The organism is Clostridium saudiense (genome assembly GCF_000577815.1).
Taxonomy (GTDB): domain Bacteria; phylum Bacillota; class Clostridia; order Clostridiales; family Clostridiaceae; genus Clostridium; species Clostridium saudiense.
In genome coordinates this window covers 1-21,854 of record NZ_CBYM010000018.1, presented here as the reverse complement: position 1 = coordinate 21,854, position 21,854 = coordinate 1, and the positions used below count along the sequence as shown (strand labels likewise).

21 protein-coding genes and 1 pseudogene are annotated in these 21,854 nt (G+C 26.5%); 7 read left to right on the top strand and 15 right to left on the bottom strand.

Annotated elements, in window-relative coordinates; translation table 11 throughout:
• Nucleotides 1-164 precede the first annotated feature (164 nt).
• From TY07_RS10080 to TY07_RS10040, 8 genes are all read right to left on the bottom strand, one after another.
• Nucleotides 165-2,402 carry a Piwi domain-containing protein gene (locus TY07_RS10080; protein ID WP_042399050.1) on the bottom strand — a complete coding sequence of 746 codons (2,238 nt, stop codon included), beginning with the start codon at nt 2,400-2,402 and terminating at the stop codon, nt 165-167.
• A gap of 128 nt (nt 2,403-2,530) precedes the next feature.
• The gene (locus TY07_RS10075) at nt 2,531-3,538 is read right to left on the bottom strand and encodes a restriction endonuclease (RefSeq protein ID WP_042399041.1); all 1,008 of its coding nucleotides are present in this window, start codon (nt 3,536-3,538) and stop codon (nt 2,531-2,533) included.
• Between the two features lie 706 nt (nt 3,539-4,244).
• A complete protein-coding gene (locus tag TY07_RS10065; RefSeq protein WP_042399038.1) occupies nt 4,245-4,604 on the bottom strand; it encodes a hypothetical protein in 360 nt (119 codons plus the stop codon).
• Nucleotides 4,605-4,608: 4 nt separating this feature from the next.
• Complete coding sequence (locus TY07_RS10060; RefSeq protein ID WP_042399032.1) at nt 4,609-5,457, bottom strand: ParA family protein; 849 nt, start codon at nt 5,455-5,457, stop codon at nt 4,609-4,611.
• A 187-nt stretch (nt 5,458-5,644) separates the two neighbouring features.
• A complete protein-coding gene (locus tag TY07_RS10055) occupies nt 5,645-6,136 on the bottom strand; it encodes a hypothetical protein (RefSeq protein ID WP_042399030.1) in 492 nt (163 codons plus the stop codon).
• Nucleotides 6,137-6,149: 13 nt separating this feature from the next.
• Nucleotides 6,150-7,475, bottom strand: a complete 1,326-nt coding sequence (locus tag TY07_RS10050) for a replicative DNA helicase (RefSeq protein WP_042399027.1) — start codon at nt 7,473-7,475, stop codon at nt 6,150-6,152.
• Between the two features lie 56 nt (nt 7,476-7,531).
• Nucleotides 7,532-8,518 carry a hypothetical protein gene (locus tag TY07_RS10045; RefSeq protein WP_042399025.1) on the bottom strand — a complete coding sequence of 329 codons (987 nt, stop codon included), beginning with the start codon at nt 8,516-8,518 and terminating at the stop codon, nt 7,532-7,534.
• A gap of 72 nt (nt 8,519-8,590) precedes the next feature.
• A complete protein-coding gene (locus tag TY07_RS10040) occupies nt 8,591-9,136 on the bottom strand; it encodes a hypothetical protein (RefSeq protein WP_042399023.1) in 546 nt (181 codons plus the stop codon).
• A 228-nt stretch (nt 9,137-9,364) separates the two neighbouring features.
• On the opposite strand from TY07_RS10040, the gene TY07_RS10035 reads away from it, so the two are divergent.
• Nucleotides 9,365-10,036: a response regulator transcription factor gene (locus tag TY07_RS10035; protein WP_042399021.1), complete on the top strand. Its 672-nt coding sequence runs from the start codon at nt 9,365-9,367 to the stop codon at nt 10,034-10,036.
• Nucleotides 10,037-10,116: 80 nt separating this feature from the next.
• Here TY07_RS10035 and TY07_RS10030 read toward each other — a convergent pair whose 3' ends face one another.
• Nucleotides 10,117-10,332 carry a DUF2922 domain-containing protein gene (locus TY07_RS10030; protein WP_042399018.1) on the bottom strand — a complete coding sequence of 72 codons (216 nt, stop codon included), beginning with the start codon at nt 10,330-10,332 and terminating at the stop codon, nt 10,117-10,119.
• A 23-nt stretch (nt 10,333-10,355) separates the two neighbouring features.
• Complete coding sequence (locus TY07_RS10025; protein WP_042399015.1) at nt 10,356-10,577, bottom strand: DUF1659 domain-containing protein; 222 nt, start codon at nt 10,575-10,577, stop codon at nt 10,356-10,358.
• A gap of 192 nt (nt 10,578-10,769) precedes the next feature.
• Here TY07_RS10025 and TY07_RS10020 point away from each other — a divergent pair, with 192 nt between their 5' ends.
• The 3 genes from TY07_RS10020 to TY07_RS18735 all read left to right on the top strand — a co-directional run bounded on the left by TY07_RS10020 (nt 10,770) and on the right by TY07_RS18735 (nt 11,642).
• Entirely contained in the window at nt 10,770-11,138 is a 369-nt protein-coding gene (locus tag TY07_RS10020) for a hypothetical protein (protein WP_042399013.1), read from the top strand.
• Between the two features lie 71 nt (nt 11,139-11,209).
• Nucleotides 11,210-11,395 carry a DUF4177 domain-containing protein gene (locus TY07_RS10015; protein WP_042399010.1) on the top strand — a complete coding sequence of 62 codons (186 nt, stop codon included), beginning with the start codon at nt 11,210-11,212 and terminating at the stop codon, nt 11,393-11,395.
• Between the two features lie 121 nt (nt 11,396-11,516).
• Nucleotides 11,517-11,642, top strand: coding sequence for a hypothetical protein (locus tag TY07_RS18735; RefSeq protein ID WP_278244487.1), 126 nt, complete (start codon nt 11,517-11,519; stop codon nt 11,640-11,642).
• A 107-nt stretch (nt 11,643-11,749) separates the two neighbouring features.
• Here the strand turns inward: TY07_RS18735 and TY07_RS17325 are convergent, their stop codons facing one another.
• The 3 genes from TY07_RS17325 to TY07_RS10000 form a co-directional block, all read right to left on the bottom strand.
• Nucleotides 11,750-13,597, bottom strand: coding sequence for a PAS domain-containing sensor histidine kinase (locus TY07_RS17325; protein WP_052330687.1), 1,848 nt, complete (start codon nt 13,595-13,597; stop codon nt 11,750-11,752).
• A gap of 54 nt (nt 13,598-13,651) precedes the next feature.
• A complete protein-coding gene (locus TY07_RS10005) occupies nt 13,652-14,380 on the bottom strand; it encodes a nuclease-related domain-containing protein (protein ID WP_242833248.1) in 729 nt (242 codons plus the stop codon).
• A 210-nt stretch (nt 14,381-14,590) separates the two neighbouring features.
• Entirely contained in the window at nt 14,591-15,247 is a 657-nt protein-coding gene (locus tag TY07_RS10000; RefSeq protein WP_242833247.1) for a poly(ethylene terephthalate) hydrolase family protein, read from the bottom strand.
• A gap of 344 nt (nt 15,248-15,591) precedes the next feature.
• Here TY07_RS10000 and TY07_RS09995 point away from each other — a divergent pair, with 344 nt between their 5' ends.
• A complete protein-coding gene (locus TY07_RS09995) occupies nt 15,592-16,032 on the top strand; it encodes an Hsp20/alpha crystallin family protein (protein WP_042399004.1) in 441 nt (146 codons plus the stop codon).
• A gap of 112 nt (nt 16,033-16,144) precedes the next feature.
• Here the strand turns inward: TY07_RS09995 and TY07_RS17320 are convergent, their stop codons facing one another.
• Nucleotides 16,145-17,983: a PAS domain-containing sensor histidine kinase gene (locus tag TY07_RS17320; RefSeq protein WP_052330686.1), complete on the bottom strand. Its 1,839-nt coding sequence runs from the start codon at nt 17,981-17,983 to the stop codon at nt 16,145-16,147.
• Between the two features lie 235 nt (nt 17,984-18,218).
• Nucleotides 18,219-18,914, bottom strand: coding sequence for a CAP domain-containing protein (locus TY07_RS17670; RefSeq protein ID WP_042399001.1), 696 nt, complete (start codon nt 18,912-18,914; stop codon nt 18,219-18,221).
• Nucleotides 18,915-19,401: 487 nt separating this feature from the next.
• Between TY07_RS17670 and TY07_RS09980 the strand changes: the two genes are divergently transcribed.
• Nucleotides 19,402-19,842 (top strand): Hsp20/alpha crystallin family protein, encoded by a 441-nt coding sequence (locus tag TY07_RS09980; RefSeq protein ID WP_042398998.1) that lies wholly within the window; start codon nt 19,402-19,404, stop codon nt 19,840-19,842.
• Nucleotides 19,843-20,093: 251 nt separating this feature from the next.
• A pseudogene (locus TY07_RS18730) lies at nt 20,094-21,854 on the top strand (DUF11 domain-containing protein); the annotation flags it as partial.

The following is a 21,854-nucleotide window of genomic DNA, read 5'->3' as shown; positions in this document are numbered from 1 at the left end:
TTATAATGACATTATAATAAATAAAAACAATTTCTTATGTCGAAATAAGTCAACACACCAGAGGTAATTTATTCCACTTGTTTTTTTCTCGTTAGCATCCCCATTACATTCTAATTGTTTTTAATAAGTTATAATTTTCTAAGAAATACTCCCCCTTCTATAATCTATAAAAAGAACAATCTATTATCAACTCGCCCTGAAGGTATATACTCTATAGATTTACAAATCTTATCTGCATAACCTGTTGTTATTGGCAATCTCATACTCTTTGCAGATCCAACATGAATTTGAGTTAATGCATATATTTGATTTATTATAGTCATCATATCAATATCTCCATATGTCTTTTCCACCTTAATTGGCTTAGGTGCTCCAATATTATCCTTAATATCCGTTGTAACTACTATTGCTTCATTTTCCCTTAAAATAAAACTTCCCTTAAAAGGATTACTAACTTCATTATTAATATTATTTGCTACCCTAGTTGCAAAGTTCTTTTTAATTTCTACTATTGTAAAATTAATATTCTTTTTAATAAAATAATTCTTATACCACTCTAAATCTTCCCTAGAAAAACCATCCCTATGAATAACAATATTTCTTGGATACTGCCCATTTTCCTCTTCATAAGAAAGTAGTACCTTATCAAATATCTCTTGTAAAACATCCGTTTTAATTATTTCTCCACTTTGAGGTATTGTAGGCTTATAATAATTTATTAACTTACCATACTTATCAAAAAGCACTGAACAAGCGGGATAATGTATTCCTTTCTCCTTTGTTCCCACATCTAATCCAACAAAACAATCTACTTCTCCAGGCATATCTTTAATTACCCATGGAACTCCTCCTATCTTACCTAATATACCTAAAGAAATATTATGTAAAAAATAAAGTTCATTATTACCTTTACTTGTCCCAAATCTTTTTGCAGTTTTTAAAGAAACCATTTGTGATGGTAAATTTAATTCTGCACAAACTCTCTTAAAAGGATTATATGGATTTTCAATATCACTTTCATCTATTGCTGGTATAATAGCAATGACAAATTTAATATTTTCATTATTTTTAAGCTTATTAGCAGCCCTTTTATACTCTGTAATATCATTTAATTCATACTCTTCAAAAACACAATCTTGATTACTAAATTTTATATTCATTAATTTATTATTTATAAATATATTATCTTTTCCCTGATATTTTCCATCAGTACAAAAATCATATATAGCTCTAATTGTACTTTTGCTATCATTAGTATGTCCTTTTGGATAAATAACTCCAAACTTCACCTCATCAATTGGAGATTTATAAAATCCACTTTTAAATACATGAATCTTATCTTTTAGTATCCCTTTACCCCCAATTAATACTGGATCATTCAATTTACCTTGCTGGTACCCCAAACTTTCAATATTATCTATATATGTATTTTCAAACTTTAAATTATTTAACTCAGTTATACTTCCTATATCATCAATAAATTTCTTAAGTATTTCATACCTATAACTCATATTTATTTTGATTAGATTTTCTACTTCTTTTGAAAAAGCTTCATCATATTTTTTAATATACTCCCTAGTTATAATTGGTTTTAATGCATGTGGAATATATTCTACTTCACCTTTTCCAACTTGAACTACTATAACATTTGTATTCTTCTCTTCTTCTGTGAAGTTCTTAACCCTGACAGCTTGATTTAAACTAACATAGTAATCAATTAAGGATTGTCCAAAGTTACATGGCTCACTTATTGTTAATTCTGATATTTTCTTGATCTTCCCTTTTTGTTTTTTATTGTTCCATGTATTAATTACCTCTTGACCTACTACATCCATTCCAGCCTTTATCATTTGGTAAATATTTTTATCATAATCAAAACTAGAATTTAAATCTAAAAATAAAGTTACTTTTCCCTCATCATTTACCTTAGGAGAAATTATAAATTTTCTTTTTAATTGAAATCCACTTTTACTCTTTTTATATTTTTCCTTAAAATCTTTATCTAATATAACATTACCTGTTATTTCCCTTGTATTTGTAGCTCTATACTTTTGATATTTATTATCTAACTTAATCTTACGTAAATTATTATTAATATAAAATTGAACAACTTCAGAATAAATTTCATTATTATCTTTTATAGGTAATACTTCCTCACCATCAAATTCAATTGTTACATCATTTAAATTTGGCATTACTTCAAACTTTTCTAATGTATATATTGTTTCTCCTTTACTAAATGTTGCTTTAAATTTATTATTAAAACTCATCTTATTTTTAGCATTGCTTATGGTTTTATATGTATTTTCTATTTTACCTTTTCCTATTAATTTGTATCTATAAAAAACCAATGGTTTTATTGTTCCTATTCCTTTAAAAGCTTCTAACATTAAATTATTCATTGTTCCTTACACCCTTTCATTCGTATACAAAAAATACAACATATCATTACCTAAATTTGATAATATTATTGTATCAAAGTCATATAACATTGTTGCTATGCTAGCAGCATACTTTTGTATTTTTACTCTTATCTAAATGCCTCATTAATATCTTGAATACCTATGTCAATAATCATCTTACAAAATTCCTTTAAACCTATTAATCTAACTCCATATTCATTGGCTAAAGATTTAGCATTATCTGAATACTCATCTGCACTACTTATAACCCAAGGAATATATGTATACTCGTCTTCCACATATTCCCTTTGATTTTTATATTCATTTATTTGCTCTACTGCCAAACCTTCAGTAAAACCTCTATGATATTTTACTTGAATATATATAACTACCTTTAAATTTTTAAAAATAGCAACTACATCGGCATCTGCTCCATTTTCCTTACCACTTTCATTCTTAGATGGTATATAAGTATCTGTAGAACCACACTTATCCATATACCATTTAACTAATTTTTCAAACTTATGATCTGATAACCCTTCATTTATAACCTCTTCAATATTTTTTATCATAGAATCAATAATAAAATCATGTATATCAAATAATTTATTATTTTTTACTATATCTATGGCATTTTCTATTTCATCTTTTAAATCAGTAATATTTGCATTAGTATCTCTAATTTTCATTCTTGATATTAATTTTCTACTAAATAACTCACTACGTTTTGCATTCCTTATTAAAGGTTCAACTTTCCAAACAAACCCTAAATCAGCATTACTAAATTCTCCTACAATGTTTCCATCATCTACATCCTTAAGCATCATTGGCTTTCCTATAAGTTTATATATATCAAACTCTTTACTATATGGAACTACTACAATATCATTATCTTTAAACTCATGTATAAATCTCCATAAGCTATATCTATTTCTCTTTTTAGGTCCCCAAATCTTCTCAAATTCCTCTTCAAAAAATTTAATTCTACTTTCATAAATATCATTATTTAAAATTTCATTTAAAAACTCTTCTTTAGCAATATCAGAAAAGCCTATTGTTAAATATCCCATTTCCAATAATTTAAATGAAACCTCCTTGCAATGAGATATTCTATGTAACCATACTCTTTCGCTCATAAACTTAATTTTCTCCAATCATATATATACTTAAATACTACCTCTAAGTTATTGATCCTTGTGGTTATTTTATAATATTTTATTATAAATACTACATTAACAGTAATTATATCAAATCAACTTATTTTTTTATGTCGAAATAGGAAATTACATATACATAATTTAACTACTACTTTCTATTACTCTTTATAATTATATTGTAGTTTTACATTTAATTTATCATTTCTAAATCTATATAAAATAAAAAGCACCTATCTAAATAAGTGCTTCTATTCTTCCAACTATTCAAATTGAACATTTCTTACTTCCCATTGTCTTATTTTTATACTAAGCCAAAATCCATATATACCTAATGTAATTATTGTAAAGAACCACCACTTAATAAAGTGCCCAAACAACCCTAACCCCGTTCCAACAAATTTTAATCTTCTACCCTCTATTTAATGCTTTACTCTACCTACTTTTTAACACAATTACCTTTATATAAATTTCACAAATCTTAATATAAATTATTTTACAATTTATAATATTTACTCTAAAGCTATTAACTTTACTATTAATTATTATATTTTTTTAACTTCTCTAAAAAATACTAAAAAAATTTAATTAATACTTATTATTTTATATAAACAAAGAATGCCTTGAATTTTCTTCAAAACATTCTCATAATATTTTTATATTTCCTTTTTCATTTCAATATTTATAATTAATTTCTAAATGCATTTCCCCTATTAACTCGACTTTTACTAACATCGATTACATAATTAATAAGCCTATCTTTCTTTTTCCATCTACTACAAGAACTCGTATTATCCATTTCATAAAACTTAATAATATTTTTCAAGTCAATAACTTCAAGCTCCGAAAGCTTCTCTCTTAAATCCACTTCACTCTTACTTATAAGTTCCAAAGGATTTAACTTAGGTTCAATAATAACTTTTTTCTTAACCTTCTTTTTAGGTTTATCTTCTCCCCCTAAAACAACCTCAATTTTCTTTTTAAACTCATCATTGGTTTTCATCTCTTCCATAATTACATTAAATAATTCTTTTAACTTCTTCTCCATAAATTCACTCCATAGCTTCAATTATTTCTCTTGCTAATGCTATAAAATTATTAACTTGTCCACCATATCCCCATTTTTGCCTCACAGTAGATTTATTTATATATTCAGCAGCACTTGCAATGCTATCGTTTTCTTTAAATATAGTATTAAACACTTTACAATCTACTTCTTCCTGTAATTTCTTTATAGTCCTTCTATGAACTGGTGATTGCTCTCTATATTTAGTTATAACTATTCCTAAAGGCTTTATATCTCTTTCTAATTCCTTAGAATATTTCTTTACTCTACTAATTATTTGAGGAATTCCATATGTTGATAAAATATCTGGTATAGTTGGTATAATATAAACATCTGATACCTTCAATCCATTCCTTGTTATTACTCCTAAATTTGGAGGACAATCTATTAATATATAATCATATCTTTCTTTAACTTTTGATAATTGCCTTCCTAGTAAATCAACTGGCCTAATAGTTGAAAAAATTCCCCTTGGAGTTTTTATTACATCTTCTTGTATATCTATTAATTCTAAGCTTGATGGTAAAAGATCCACTAACTTTACTTCATCAATATTAGAAACTCCTTTCAATATTGCTTTATTAATATCAAATATTTTTTCACTTTTAGGATATACTCCTTCATAAAATAATTGAGCTATAGTTTGCTTGTCCTTATTTACTTCAAGCCATTTTTCTTCCCCAATTAACATAGTTGTTGCATTTGTTTGTGCATCTAAATCTATAACTAATACTTTCTTATTAAATTCTGTTGATAGAACTTGAGCTAATCCAACTGTAGTTGTAGTTTTTGCAACTCCACCCTTTAAATTTATTATAGAAATTATCTTAGCCATCTTTCCCCCATATACTCTTCCTTTACTTATATATATTAACTTCATATAAATTTATATAACTATATTTTTAAACAATTAATGCTAAATCATATTAAATTATTAATAAAACATGGCAATCCTTTCTACAATTCTAAATACAAAATCAGCTATACCCCCTTATAGCTGATTCCATATTAAATGCCTCTAATCAAACATAAGCCTTCCCCAACACCAAATTCACAGCATCACTTACCCTCTTCTCAGACTCAGCAATCCTGCCAATAATATCAGGCTCAATATAACTACTAGGCACAAAATCACAACAAACATATACAATAACATACCAAGATAAAACCCTATAAAGAACCCTACAAACCATCAAAGAAGTTTCAAAAACACCCTCAAGCTCATCATGAATGGCCCTATTCCCAAAAACCCTTAAAGTATGAAAAGATCTATAAACATCATCCCTAAAAAAATCCTGCCTTTCAAGCAAATTAATCTTATCCTTTTGATTCATTTCATCAGTACCAGTAATACCTTCAATCAAAATAATATTCTTAACAACTCGCTCACCAATAGCTCTAGACTTTAAAATAACAGTAAAAGAATCAACCAATAACATCTTATCAATACTTTCAATTAACGATGCCAAATACTTATCCCTTTCACTAATAACACTTATAATATCACTAAACATAATATAACCTCCCCTAAAAATCACTTACTCTAGAATACCTTCCATGCCACCTTAATGCGCATGTCCCCCTATCTCCATGCCTATTTTTAATAATAACTGCATTCATACATTCTGGATTATCATCTGCATTTTTAGAATTATATTTAAGCTTACCTTGATTAAATAAATTTTCTCTATACATTTTGTCATCAAGCTTAACGTTTCTATAAAGACCTATTACCTGATCGCTATCTTGCTCAATTCTAGCACTATCTTGAATATCACTTGAATCTATTTTTTCAACTGCATTGTCTCCCACCTTTTTATCTATAACCCTGTTAGCTTGAGCCATTAAAACAACACAAATGTCCTCTTCCATTGCTAAAGACTTTAACATGCCACTTATTTTACCTAATTTATTAGTCAGCATATCTCTATCAGTAAAATCTATATATTTATTTATATAATCAACAAACACCACATCTAATGAATTTTGAAGTTTATATACCTTTATTTCATCAATAAACTTTTCAAAGTCTGTTTCAGTAGAAACATAAAATTTATTATTTATGACTTTTGTCATGAATTTTGCAATACTCTCTTTATCCTCTTTTAAGATAGTATCTTCATCAATAGCCTTAGCTGAAAGTGAAAGCCCACTAGCCACTATCCTATTAAAAACTTGATTTCTTGTCATTTCTGCACTTCCATAAAAGATTTTATGACCTTTTAAAGCCATATTTGCTGCAAGTTGTAATGAAAATGTTGTTTTACCAACACCACTTCTAGCAAATACAGTAACAAGTCTTCCTTTTTGAAAATTCCCCAAATATTTATCTAAATAAGTAAGTCCAGACTTCATTCCTTTATCTCTATTTTCATCATAAAGCCAGTTTATATAATCATCATATTGCTTATCTATATCAAGCTCCTTTTTTATATTGCATTTATGGACCTTAACCTTAACACCTTCAACTTCACTTTCAATTTCTTCTAGTGACATATCTGAATTTATTTTGTCTTTCATTTCAACATAAAGATGTCTTTTGTAATTATTCACAAGCATGTCCAACTTAGTATTAAAGCCTATATCACTTGCACTACATGTGTATATTTCTGTAACATAAGTTACTCCATCCATATCTCCAACTCTTTTTTTATGATGCTCTAAAAAGGTTATAAGATCTACTTCTAGCTTATTTGCAACCATATCTAAAATCCCTAAATAGATATTCATATGCTTTGAGTATAAAAACATCTCTGGCTTTATTTTTTCTCTAGCCTTTAGCATAAGATTATTATTTTTAAATATAGACCCCAAAAGCTCCTGCTCTAACACAATTTGATTATTAGTTAACATCTCTCATTACCCACCTTATAACTTATTTTTTTATAAACAAAGCCTGTCCATATTGGTTAATCTATATATTTTTCTATATCAAAATCTTCAGGAAATATGGAATTACGCTTAACATTTTTTTGCTTTGCCTTGTAATCAAGCCATATATCACCATCTTCCATAAACCTATTAACTCCATTGCTTCTAGATAAAAAGCTTTTTAAAATCCAAGCATAGTTGTAGTAATGATCGCTTTTATATACAACACCAAAGTTTTCTATGGCATTAATAATATCCTCTTCATTATGCTCATTTAATGCATTAGCTATTGCACTTTTATTGTCGTCAGTTAGTTTTTTCTCATTGTTTATATTTAGTTTGTTCCAAGCATTAAAAATATATATATATAATTTATTATTATTATTAATATATTTATTATTAATATATCTATCATCATTTTTGCTAGCACTAGCTGAAACATTAGTATTTTCAGACCTCCCAGCGTTATTTTCTTTACTTAAAGCACCTGGTCTTGAAATTATACTAGTGTCTCGTGGAGTATAGGTACCTGTATCTCCTGAAGTATAGGTACCTGTCCTTCCCTTAGTACTAGTATCCTCTGAAGTATAGGTACCTGTACTTGTAGAAACACTAGTATCCTCTGGAGTATAGGTATCTGCACTTAGATTCCTAATGTTATTCTCTGAAGGATAAGTACTTACACTTGTAGAAATACTATCATCTTCTAAAATGGAATCTTCTTGTAAAGAGCAGCTATCTTCTGATAAAAAGCCATCAATATATTTAATAACTTTATATTGATTTACTTTACCTATACTTTTTATTATTTCTATATATCCCTTCTTTTCTAAAGACTTTATAATATTTAAAACTGTTTTCTTTCCTTTGCATTCAAATACCTCTAACAATGTTTTAATAGACATTGCAATAGCATCCTTCCCCTTAATAGTATTTGTTATAAACATTAAAAGCATATACCTTTCATCTTTATCAATATTGGTATCACTAAATATATTAATCATCATTTTATCTGTACAAATCATCTTAATTACCTCCAAAACTCTTTTTTATTTTTAGGCTGGCTATATTATTTTGCCAGCCTATAATTTATATTTTTATTCCCATAAAAGTGAGAAATCGTACTGATGTAAAAACTTATTTACAGTTGTGCCATATATAGAGCTTTCCATTAAATTTGGTTGAACCACTGTAAGTGTTAAACATTTACATTCAAAACTTGATAAATACTTATTTATGATTCCTATTCCTAACAATTGACTTTCTTCATGATCAAAAGCAAATATATGATGGAATTCAAATGGTAGTATACTTATCACTTCTATTGTTTGTTTTCCAATTAATACAACATCGCAGCTTTTATCTATAAATTTATTCTTATAAAGAACTTCTACTTTTTCATTAAATATTATTTTAACCTCTTCATTACTTTCCATATTTTCTATTCTGTCTATTATCATTTCAAAAGCTGTCATTGATAACATTTCTGTAAAATCTGAATACCCATTAAGCATTGTTAAATCTAAAAGCATATTTTTATACTCTTCATCCCCTATAACCTTATAGTTTTTCTTTAACTTTAATATTGTTAAATCTTTAATGTATTCACTATCAAGTTTTGATGCTAAAAAATTATTATTCATGGTATCCCCCCACTTTTCCTTAACTTATTGTTAAGGTAATTTTTGATTATATAAGAATTATAAACCTTCAATGTTGCGAAAATATGGATTTTCATCTCTTTAACACAATAATTTTGTTAATTTTCACAACATTTAGAAAATGTATAAAATTGTCTTTTATTATATGTAATTAAATGGTAGAATTATTATTATTTACAATTATACTGTTTTTTTAGGGGGAGAAATTTTATGAAAGAAACTATTTTACTAATTGACGATAATGTTACTGATTCACGTGAACTTACTAAAGAATTAAAGATTAATGGATTTAATGTTATTTACTGCGATAATGGTGAGGCTGGAATTGAAGCACTAGAAAATAATAAGATAAGTTTGATTCTTTTAGATATGATCATGCCTGAAATGGATGGACTTACTTTTTTAAGTGAGCTTAAAGCTAGAAATTATAATACACCAGTAATAATGTTTACTTCTATAAATCATAATATAGTTCAACAAAGATGTTTTAATATGGGGATAAATGATTACGTAGTTAAACCTTGCTATATTGGCTTTTTAATTAAAAAAATACGTTGTGTTCTAGAAGAAAAAATTAAAATTACAGAACTTAATAATAAATTATGGATATATGAAAATATAAAAGTTAACTTTTCTACAAGACAAGTATTATGGAATGATAATGAAGTTTCTTTAGGAAAAACACGACTAGAAATATTAAAACTTCTTATAAATAACAAAGGTATAGTTTTAAGTAGAGAGCAAATTATAAATTATATTTGGGGAACACATTGTAAAATTAACGATAGGACTGTTGATTCTCATATAAGTAAAATAAGAACAGCTTTAGATTTGAATTGTTTGAAATCGATACCAGGATATGGTTATATTTTAGATTGCTAAAATAAAAAAATGAAGGAATAAGAATTACACCAAGGTAACCCTTATTCCTTCTTATATAATCTGTATAAAACTACTAGAGCTTATACAGTAAATTTAGTAACTTGTCTTGCAACAACTTGAGCTGATTCTTTAGTAATATATGCTCCATTTTTATTTTGGAAAACATTATTTTCAATAATACTATCCATTATTTCTAAGGCTTCATCACTAGTTATTCCGCTTTTTACATCACTAATGGAAACATTAGATTTTTCTCCACTTTCGGCTATAAATGTCATTGTTAATGTATATTCCATACTTTACACTTCCTTTCTTTTTATTATTGATTAGTAAGTTGAGATACTTCAGTTATATAAATATAACCTGTATTCTTCTTAAGTATTGGTGCAATCTTATCTGCAACTGCCATAACTTTATTTGGATCAGCACCTGGTACTAAGTTACCTAACTTCTTTTTTGTAAATTTAGGATTGCCCTCTTTATCAACAGAAGTTTCTACCTCTATTGATAGTACTGTGCTTTCAAGTTCTTTATTTGCCATTGTAAATTCCCCCTTTTTTATTTTTTAGTTTTGTTGCCTTACACTTATTACATATACTGCTTTAGAATGTTTTTGCATTTAAAATAAAATTTATTTTGGGGGATTTGTTTTAATTTTACTTCTTTTGGTATATAATAAATGTAATTGTTGATGAACAATGGTATTAAAATACGAAATATATGAGGTGAGTATATGCAGAGTAAAATATTTAAAATTGTTAGTATGACGTTATGTGTACCAATGATTTTATTTCTTTTGAATGGATGCAATTTAAATAAATCTGATGGTGTTGAAACAACTGTAGACGCTAAGGTTATTGAAAATGATTTAGATAATAAACTATTACTTGTTAGTGGAATTGATAATTCATCAATTTCGCAAATAGGAGATAAGTGCTTTGTTAGTTGCAAAGATATTAAGATTTTTGATAAGTCAGGAGAAGAGATGTCTCAGGATAACATTAGGCTGGATGATGTAGTTACTATTATGTATGATGGACATACACAAGAGACGTATCCTACTACAATTACTAATCCTAAGTGGATTCAAATAAGAGAATAAGTATAAGTACAAATTAGAGTTGATGAACAACTTTAATCTTGATGGCTAAGTTATTTAAAGGGAGGGAATTTATGTATACTTATATGTATGTAGAATCAAAAGTTAGAGGAGTATTTACTAATAGTAATCATAGAGAAATAATTGATAAATACAGTAAAGAAGGTTGGAGATTTGTAGGAGCTATACCTGCAAGTAATGGTAGTTATGGTCAAATAACTTCTCATGATTTAGTTTTTGAAAAATGTGAACACTCTTAATATATTACGAAGTATAAGACGATTTGATTTTTAAAATGCTCGATAAATTTATAATTTAACACTTATAGTAGTTTTAGTTATAAGTATTACCACATTAAGTATATTGATAGGAGGAGCAATGGTGAAAAAATTTAAATGTAACAAATTAGGGTTAGGAAGTTTATCATTGTTTTTATGTATATATTCGATTTTTATTCTTATATTATCTGTTCCATATTTAAACAACATAAAGATAGGATTACTTTAATTTCTATTCAAAAAGGATGTCCATTTGGACATCCTTTTTTGTTATGCTAATTTCAACACTATTTTAAAACAAAACCATTATTTTACCTAATAAGAAGCTATTACATCTTAATCATTTCCTATATATATATCAGAAAACTCTATATTCATTCTCTTAACCAAATCATGATAATCATTATTAAAATATACCTTATCAATATTACTATCATCACTTAAAATCTTTACAGGTAACTTTATTATAAACTCACTTCCAACACCTAACTCACTTTTAACTTCTATAGTTCCCCCCTGTATTTCAATTAAATCTTTTACAAGCGATAATCCTATTCCACTACCTTCAGTAGACTTATTAAACCTATTTTCAACTTGCCTGAACCTTTCAAATATATACATTAATTTATCACTTGGTATCCCCACTCCAGTATCTTTTACTGTTATAACAAAAGTATCATTACAATCGTTTAGCAATACTTCTATTTGCCCCTGTGCCTTATTGTATTTTATACTATTTGAAAGGAGATTAAGCATTATTCTCTCTAGCTTTTCTAAATCAAAAGCCATTATTTTTTCTTCAACATCAGTATCAAAAATTAAATCTATATTATTTTGTTTAGCAAAGTCTGCTACTGACATTGAAATATTTTCTACAAAACTCACTATATCATAATTTTTAGGGTTATATTCATAATATCCACATTTCATTCTTGTAGACTCAATTAAATTATCAACCAACTTTAATAATCTTTTGGAGTTTTGGTCTATTATATCTATATACTTATTTAAGGAATTTCTTTTTTCTAAAACTTCCTTTTCAACACTTTTAATTAGTTGCAATGAACTAAAAATTAAATTTAAAGGAGTTCTTAATTCATGAGATATATTTGCAAAAAACTCTTGTTGCATTTTTTCAATTTCTCTTCTATGAGTAACATCTCTTCCAGTTACAATAATCCCCACTAAATTTTTGTAACTATCCCAAAATGGCTCTTTAATAACTTCAAATTCTCTAACCTGTCCATCAATAGTAATTTCTTCATTATATATTTTTCTCTTTTTCTCTTTAATTACTTCTAAATCTGATTTTTGTATACTAGCTTCTATTTCACTTAAACCATATATGTTAGAGCTACTCTTCCCTATAACATCTTCACGTTTAAGTTTAAGATCCTTTAAAAAACTATCATTACAATCTAAATACACACCATTCATATCTTTAAAAATTATATGTTCTAGGCTATCATTTACTATTTTAGTCATTATACCACCATCATATATTTTTTCTAATTTCCCTATAACACTTTCAAAAATTCCTATAATACCTATAACCTCACCATTACTATATATTGAATATCTATTTAATATATATACAGTATTATTTAATGTACTAATCTCTTTACTATATGGTTGCTTTGAATCAATGAAGGTTTTAGCTGCATTGAAGTATAAATCTCCATTCTCTTTTGAATATACATCAAAGTCTGTTAATCCATACATATCAAGATTTGGATGCCCTTCATATTCATTATATAAATCACTACTATACATGTATCTATTTTCTCTATCTTTTATAAAGAAAATATTACCTAGCTCATTAATTTCATCAAAAATTTTCTTTTCTATACAATGCTCTAAATAAAAAGCAAAATATTTTTCATCTATTTTTTGTATAGTAATGCTAATAAAATTCACTAAACTCCTAATATATTTAGTGCATACTATATTATCATTCTCTATACTCTCTATCCTATTTATAAAGTTCTTATCATCTTTAAATTCTGGTAAAACATCAAAGAAATCTTTATGGATAAGCTCATCAGAAGTTTTATTAAAAAATGAAAGTGCTTCGTCATTAATAAATTCTATCTTCATTGTAGTATTCTTATCTTTGTTTAATTCATACTTTATAAACAATATTGGCTTAGGTATTTTTCTAAAAACATCTTTATAATTTACCATGCTTTCCTCCACATTATTAACCTATTATTGTATTTTTCTTATTTACTATCTATATTAATTTCTTATGAATCTACATTTAGGAAACCCACTACAGCCTATAAAACTTCCATTCTTTCCATTTCTCATTACAAGCGCCTTGCCACACCTAGGACATATGTTATTTTGTATCTTTTTTTCTCTTTCACTTAAATTACTTTTTATATTATGTACATGCTCTTTTCTTACATCTTTAGAATCAATATTAAACATAAGTAAATCATAATATATCCTAGTTACCATATCTATTGATATTACAATAGAATTACAACTTCTTATATAGTCAATAACATTATTATCATACATAACTGGCGATTTCGTATTAACCTTTAATTTAGCCCTATTAGTAAAAACCACTATTGGATTAATATTAGTACTACTATCAAGGCTTAATCTTTCCCTTATTGATAATACGTGTCCATAATTTTGTTTTATAGGATTTCTAAATTTTCCTTTATTCTTATAAATTACTTGTGTCCAATTTTCATCATTTTCACTACCAAATATTAATCCTTTATAATTTTTTGTTTCTATCACAAAAATTCCATATATAGAAATAACAACATGATCTATTTGTGTAGTACCTCTTTCTGTTCTTATCATCAAATTATTTATAACTTTGTATTTTGTATTATCTAAAGTTGATAGTATATTAGCTACTCTTTTTTCGCCAACATTACCTTTAATTTTTGCACCATTAAATTTAATAATTAACATTATAATTATTAAAATTATAATTATCCCCAAAACTACCCCTCCTTTATTTTTACTTATTTTTATTAATTATAGCAAATATCATCACTTCACTTTGTCGAAATAAGTAATAAGATATAAATATATTTTTAAACAAAAAAATGCAATAATATTATCATATTAAACTGATAACATTATTGCATTTTATGGATAATAATATATTCCTTTTTAGTATATCCAACTTCATAATCAATATATTTATTTCTATTTAATCATTACATCTTGCCAATTATTTGAATTACTTAATATTTCAGCTGAATCTCCTAAGAATACTTTGCTAGCTTCCTCATCATTCATTAAAGTATATCTGAACCAAGCTGTCATATAGCCATCAGCATAAAGGAGCATGTCCCCATGATCAGTATTTTTTCTTCTTGCCATAACTGATTTAATATCACTATTTAAATTCATATAATTTTTAACCATAGAATCTAGCGGTGCTATTGTTTCAGCATCAGCCTTACCTGTACCTGCTACCATAAAATAAGGTATTGATATTTTGGTTACATCATAATTCCATTCAAGAGCATTAGCTAATTCAATCGATGTTGTACTTGCAGTATAAATTGATGTAAATACATTACTATTATCAAATTCAGTTACAGCATTTATTGCTCCTACACCTCCTTGTGAATGTCCTGAAATTCCTACATTTGCTGTATCTAATTTATTAAAAAATATACTTTCTTCATTACTATTTAATGATAAAATATAATCTAATGTAATTGATGAAGATTTAGCGCTTGCAGAATTAGCATCATCGTTTCCTATTACTACAAATCCCCAAGAAGCTAAATGCTCAAATGTTGCTCCATACTTTTGATATCGAACCCCTGCCCCATTTGCAAATACGTTAATCATTTTTATTTAATTTTCTTCAAATATATAAATATTTATTTAAAATTAAAATTTATCAAACTAACTCTTTAATTTTCTAAATAAATCAACCCAAACCTCTTCATTTTAAACTTTGACTTTCTTTGACTTTAACCTTATAATGTACTTGTACAAAGAGATAAGAGAAGTAATAAATAAAGATTGAATAAACTTCTCAAATAGAAAGCTCAATTAAGCTTAGTAAAAACTACTTTTGAACTTTCACAAAATTAATTTATTAAATGAACTTCATTCCTAACTATTACTTTAGGGAGTAAGTTCAATTAGCTAAATTAAAATTTAGAATTTTAGTATAAGGAGGTCTTTGTATGTTTGGTTTAGTACCTTTTAAATTTAATAATGGAGAAAATAATAGAGGATTAACAATTAATGACATGTTCAATGATTTCTTTAATGATGATATGTTATCAAAATTTAATTCTAGTGGAAGTTTCAAGACTGATATAAAGGAAACCCCTGAAGAATATATTGTTCATGCTGAATTACCTGGTGTTAAGAAAGAAGATATAAAAGTTGATTATAATAATAACTATTTAACTATTTCTGCAACAAGAAATAACGAATCTGAAGAAAAGAAAGATAATTATATAAGACGTGAAAGAAGCTATGGCTCAGTTTCAAGAGGATTCTATATTAGCAATGTAAACAAAGATTCAATTAAAGCTAAATTTGATAATGGCGTTTTAAATATTGAGTTACCTAAAAAGGAATTAACTGCAAATAATAGTACTCAAATTTTAATTGAATAGCCCAATTAATAATGACTCCAGAAAGAAGATGATTCCATTGTTTTAAAAAGCTTAAAGCAGCCACAATTCTTAATTTGTGGCTGCTTTTATTATTTATTTATATATTAATTATTTATAAATATATATCTGAAAACTCTATATTCATCCTCTTAACCAAATCGTTAGAATCATTATCAAAATATTCTTTATTAAAATCATGCTCTTCACTTAAAACCTTTACTGGTAATTTTATTTTGAACTCACTACCAATACCTAGTTCACTTTTAACTTCTATAATTCCATCCTGTATTTCAATTAAGTCCTTTACAAGAGATAAGCCTATTCCACTACCTTCATTAGACTTTCTAAGTCTATTTTCAACTTGCCTAAACCTTTCAAAGATATATTCCAATTTATCACTTGGTATACCTATTCCAGTATCTCTTACAGCTATATTAAAACTATCACCACAATCATTTAATAATACTTCTATTTTTCCATTTGCTTTATTATATTTTATACTATTTGAAAGCAAATTAAGCATTATTCTTTCCAGCTTTTCAAAATCAAATGCCATTATTTTTTCTTCTACATTAGTATCAAAAATTAAATCAATATTATTTTGTTTAGCAAATTCAGCTACTGACATAGAAATATCTTCTATGAAACTTACTACATTCCCATTTTTGGGATTATATTTATAATATCCGCACTTCATTTTTGTAGAATCAATTAAGTTATTAACTAACTTTAATAATCTTTTTGAATTTTGTTCTATTATATTTATATATTTATTAAATTCCCTTTCTTTTTCACAGGATTCCTTTTTAATAAATTTAATTATTTGTAATGAACTAAAAATTAAATTTAAAGGAGTTCTTAATTCATGAGATATATTTGCAAAGAATTCTTGCTGTAATTTTTCAATTTCTCTTCTATGAGAAACATCTCTTCCTGTTGCGATAACTCCTGCTACATTTCCATAACTATCTAAAAATGGTTCTTTAATAATTTCAAACTCCTTAACCTGTTCATCAATATTTATTTCTTGAGTATATATTATTCTTTTCTTTTCATTAATTACTGCTAAGTCTGTTTTAATTGAACTATCATTTATTGAACTTAAAGCCTTTACATTACAATTAGCTTTTCCTATAATATCTTCACGCTTAACATTCAAATCTTTTAAAAAACTATCATTACAATCTAAATATATACCATTAACATCTTTAAAAACTATATGTTCCGAACTATTATTTAATATTTCAGCAATAACACCACCATCAGATATTCTTTCTAATTTCCCTTCAATAGTTTCAAGAACCCCTATAACTCCTACAACTTCATCATCGCTCAATATTGAATATTTATTTAATAAATACACATTATTATTTAAATTGCAATTTTCTTTAGTATAAGTTTGTTTTGAATCAATAAACTCTTTAGTTGCTTCAAAATATTTACTTCCAATCTCCGCTCCATATAGATCAAAATCTGTTAATCCATAAATATCTATATTAGCATTTCCTGAAAGTTCTTTATAAGAGTAACTACTATACATGTATTTATTATCTTTATCCTTAACGAAGAAAACATTACCCTTTTTCTTGATATTATCTAGAACTCTCTTTTCTATACAACATTCTAAATAAAAAATAAAGCTTTCATCATTTATTTTCTGTATCGTAATCTTAATAAAATTATTTAAACTTCTAACATATTTAGTATATATTATATTATCACTATCCATATTTTGTATTTTATATGTAAAATTTTTATCATCTTTAAACTCTGGTAAAATATCAAAAAACTCCTTATTTATAAGCTCTTCAGAAGTTTTATTCAAAAATGAAAGTGTTTCTTCATTAATAAATTCTATTTTCATTTTAAATTGCTCATTTGAGATTAATTTATATTTTACAAATAAAACTGGCATGGGCATTTTTCTAAAAACCTCTCTATAATCTACCATATTCCCTCCATATTATTGACCTATTAATACATTTTTTCTTTTGAATTTATTATTTTTTACAATTAAATACATTATATTATATTTTTATATTTTTTTCTATAAAAAAAATACCATTTATTCCAATATAAATTTAAGGTTTGACTATAACAAAAAAGCTATAAGATGATATTATATTTAAATCACCTTATAGCTTCCTATTATTGTACTATTTAATTATATATTCTAAATTTATTTTCTATTTGTAAAACTCTTGAGTTGCATATACCTTATTACCTATCTTATATACACCTACACCAATACTACTAAAGTTTGTAGATAATATGTTTTCTCTATGACCTTGTGAATTCATCCAGTTAGTCATAAATTGATTTGCTAATGCTGTTGGGTCTGAAACTCCCCATATATAAGCGATATTTTCTCCCCAAGCTCTATATGTAACTCCATCAGCTTTCATTTTTGTAGTTATATAGTTACCACTTAAATCAGTATGACTAAAGTAATTATTATCTCCCATATCTTGAGACTTAATTCTAGCATACTTTTCCATTGTTGTATTATATGTTAATGGTGCAACTCCTGCTTTTGCTCTTTCTTCATTTACTTTATTAAATATGGCTTGTTCAACTTGTGCCATGAATTGATCATTTACAACTGTACTATCACCTGTTTGAGTATTGTTACTAGTATTTCCTCCATTTGACGTTGAAGTGTTACCAGTTGATGTTGAGGTGTTACCAGTTGATGTTGAAGTATTGCCAGTAGATGGCTTATTTTGATTATTATTATGTTTATTATGTCTATTATATCTATAACTAGTAGATGTACTTACCATTTTAGAATTTGAACTATTATCAATAGTTTCTGCATGGGCTTGTACTCCTCCTACAAATATACTTCCTAATAATACTAGTGAAATTATTTTTGATTTCATTTCCATTCCTCCTATAATTTGAGTTAATATCTTTAACTCATTTTTAGTCGTCTTGTACTTTTACGTCTCTAACAACTTGTCCACCTAATAGTAACATGGATATCTGAATTTTATAATAGTGGATTAATAGTAAATGTACATTTTATATCCCCAAAATAATATTTTTTCTTTACATTCCTAAAAATAGTTTTTAGAAACATTGATTTTTATTTAAATTTATTGAAATATATAAAAAATTTTTTAAAATTAAATTTTATCAAACTAACTCTTTAATTTTCTAAATAAATCTAACTAAATCTCTTTATTTTTAACTTTGACTTTCTTTGACTTTAATCTTATAATGTACTTGTACAAAGAGATAAGAGAAGTAATAAATAAAGAATGAATAAACTTCTCAAATAGAAAGCTCAATTAAGCTTAGTAAAAACTACTTTTGAACTTTCACAATTAACTAAATTAAAATTTATATTATGAAGGAGGTCTTTGTATGTTTGGTTTAGTACCTTTCAAATTTAATAATGGAGAAAATAGTAGAGGATTAACAATTAATGACATGTTCAATGATTTCTTTAATGATGATATGCTATCAGAATTTAATTCTAGTGGAAGCTTCAAAACTGATATAAAGGAAACTCCAGAGGAATATATTGTTCATGCTGAATTACCTGGTGTTAAGAAAGAAGATATAAAAATTGATTACAATAATAATTATTTAACTATTTCTGCAACAAGAAATAATGAATCTGAAGAAAAGAAAGATAATTATATAAGACGTGAAAGAAGCTATGGATCAGTTTCAAGGGCATTTTATATTAGCAATGTAAATAAAGATTCAATTAAAGCTAAATTCGATAATGGTGTTTTAAATATTGAATTGCCTAAGAAGGAAGTAACTACAAATAATAGTACTCAAATTTTAATTGAATAGTCAAAAATTAATTTTTATTTACTCCTAAAAGTATTTCTTCTCTAGAAAGGAGATGATTCAAGCGGGTTAGATAAAAAATCAGCTACAAAACTTAATTTGTAGCTGATTTTTTTATATTTATAAGTTAAGCTTAATGAAAAGTTTACTCATTAAATTTATTAAATTACTGTACCATATTAAATAGTTACATGAAATTTTCATAGATATATGCATATAATATCTTATTATAGAAAATTTTGTAGGTGCTTTTTATGACTAATTCAAAAAAATATTCTTTAATTAACGAAAATATAAATATATATACAGTTTCAGGAACAGTTGTACACAATAACGGTGGACCCTATAAAGATGTAATAAATACTCCTATGCCTAATGTTACAATTGCATTACAAATTCAAGGGGACAAAAATATTTACGGCGTAGTAACAGAAACTGGAATTGTTGTAAAAACTGATATTAACGGAAGGTTCACTTTTATAAACGTACCTTCTAATAATAGTTATCGAGTTGTTGAAGCGGGACAATATCTAGGTGAAATATCTTCTACTGGAGATTGGAATGACTCTAAGGAGATATCCATAACTCCAATTGACCCATATATTTCTCAAGTTGCTAATGCTCCATCAGACTCTAATAGAATTTGTTCAATATCACCCAATACAGTTTTTATTGATACATTAACAGAAGATATTGATAATATTTCTTTTATTGATGTTTTTGTTAATGATATTCCACTTTCTTTAGGTAAGTATGTTATTACTGGAAGTAATTTATTTACTGGTGCTGATAATGGTACATTTGGTAATTTGCCAAATGGAACCCCTGTACAAACTAGTCCTGCTTCAAATCCTTATTCAGGTTTTGGAGAAAGCTTTCAATATGTCCAGTATGAACATAATCCTGCAACTCAAACTAGTGACCCTAATCTTGCTTGTCAAAATGACGAACCTGGTGAATTATGTACTTGTACCCATGGTGGTTATCCAACCTGCCCACCATATAATGGTCAATATTCTTTAAGTAATACAATAGCTAATTCTAATTTTTGTGGTTGGTCTACTGGTGGCTGGTTTAATGTTTCCGACCACAAATCTGGTGATGAAACTAGTAGTATGCTAATTGTAAATGGAGCTTATCCAGGTGAATTTATTTTTAAAAGTGATGTTACTCTTAAGGAAAATACTAATTATTTTTTTTCAGCATGGATTTGTAATATAGACCTTTTTCCTAGTGCTGCTTTGCCCAAATTGAGAGTTGAAATAACAGAAGAAGGAAGCTCAACTCCTATTTTTAATGATAATTTAATAGGAAATTTTAAAGTAAAAAAAATCCCCACTTGGAATCAGATAGGTACAATGTTAAATTCTGGTACTAGCATAATTGATGGTAAAAATAATTTAGATACTAAGACAACTATTACAATTTCTTTTATTAGTGAAGGTGCTGCTGCAACTGGAAATGATTTTATTATAGATGATATTACTCTTTATGAATTAATTGAAAGTCCTATTACAAATTTAAAAAAATCTGTTGATAAATATGTAGCTAAACCTGGTGATATTCTTTTATATACTATAACCTTTGAAAATACTAGCAATACTGAAATCACTAATTTATATTTTTATGATGAAATTCCTGCCAATACAACCTATGTTGCTAATAGTTTAACAGTAAATAATATGCAATTTACTAATATCGGACAGCCTGGTTATATTGAAACGATAATCCCTTCACTAGGCATAAATGAAGCTGTTACTATAACTTTTAATGTAAAAATTAATAATAATACTGAAAATGGTACTGAAATCATAAATTTTTGTAGACTCTTCTATGGAACTACTGGTGATGAAACTAATATCATTTCTAATACAGTTTATACTATGGTAATAGATACAGATTGTAGTCCATGCCCTACTGGACCTACTGGTCCTACTGGTATTCTTGGTGCTATTGGTCCTACCGGATGTACTGGCTTTACTGGTACTCCCGGTGATACAGGTCCTACTGGACCT

Excerpts from the sequence above, each read along its gene's own strand:
- TY07_RS10080 (WP_042399050.1), bottom strand. The coding sequence starts at position 2,402 with ATGAATAATTTAATGTTAGAAGCTTTTAAAGGAATAGGAACAATAAAA.
- TY07_RS10075 (WP_042399041.1), bottom strand. The coding sequence starts at position 3,538 with ATGAGCGAAAGAGTATGGTTACATAGAATATCTCATTGCAAGGAGGTT.
- TY07_RS10065 (WP_042399038.1), bottom strand. The coding sequence starts at position 4,604 with ATGGAGAAGAAGTTAAAAGAATTATTTAATGTAATTATGGAAGAGATG.
- TY07_RS10060 (WP_042399032.1), bottom strand. The coding sequence starts at position 5,457 with ATGGCTAAGATAATTTCTATAATAAATTTAAAGGGTGGAGTTGCAAAA.
- TY07_RS10055 (WP_042399030.1), bottom strand. The coding sequence starts at position 6,136 with ATGTTTAGTGATATTATAAGTGTTATTAGTGAAAGGGATAAGTATTTG.
- TY07_RS10050 (WP_042399027.1), bottom strand. The coding sequence starts at position 7,475 with ATGTTAACTAATAATCAAATTGTGTTAGAGCAGGAGCTTTTGGGGTCT.
- TY07_RS10045 (WP_042399025.1), bottom strand. The coding sequence starts at position 8,518 with ATGATTTGTACAGATAAAATGATGATTAATATATTTAGTGATACCAAT.
- TY07_RS10040 (WP_042399023.1), bottom strand. The coding sequence starts at position 9,136 with ATGAATAATAATTTTTTAGCATCAAAACTTGATAGTGAATACATTAAA.
- TY07_RS10035 (WP_042399021.1), top strand. The coding sequence starts at position 9,365 with ATGAAAGAAACTATTTTACTAATTGACGATAATGTTACTGATTCACGT.
- TY07_RS10030 (WP_042399018.1), bottom strand. The coding sequence starts at position 10,332 with ATGGAATATACATTAACAATGACATTTATAGCCGAAAGTGGAGAAAAA.
- TY07_RS10025 (WP_042399015.1), bottom strand. The coding sequence starts at position 10,577 with ATGGCAAATAAAGAACTTGAAAGCACAGTACTATCAATAGAGGTAGAA.
- TY07_RS10020 (WP_042399013.1), top strand. The coding sequence starts at position 10,770 with ATGCAGAGTAAAATATTTAAAATTGTTAGTATGACGTTATGTGTACCA.
- TY07_RS10015 (WP_042399010.1), top strand. The coding sequence starts at position 11,210 with ATGTATACTTATATGTATGTAGAATCAAAAGTTAGAGGAGTATTTACT.
- TY07_RS17325 (WP_052330687.1), bottom strand. The coding sequence starts at position 13,597 with ATGGTAAATTATAAAGATGTTTTTAGAAAAATACCTAAGCCAATATTG.
- TY07_RS10000 (WP_242833247.1), bottom strand. The coding sequence starts at position 15,247 with ATGATTAACGTATTTGCAAATGGGGCAGGGGTTCGATATCAAAAGTAT.
- TY07_RS09995 (WP_042399004.1), top strand. The coding sequence starts at position 15,592 with ATGTTTGGTTTAGTACCTTTTAAATTTAATAATGGAGAAAATAATAGA.
- TY07_RS17320 (WP_052330686.1), bottom strand. The coding sequence starts at position 17,983 with ATGGTAGATTATAGAGAGGTTTTTAGAAAAATGCCCATGCCAGTTTTA.
- TY07_RS17670 (WP_042399001.1), bottom strand. The coding sequence starts at position 18,914 with ATGAAATCAAAAATAATTTCACTAGTATTATTAGGAAGTATATTTGTA.
- TY07_RS09980 (WP_042398998.1), top strand. The coding sequence starts at position 19,402 with ATGTTTGGTTTAGTACCTTTCAAATTTAATAATGGAGAAAATAGTAGA.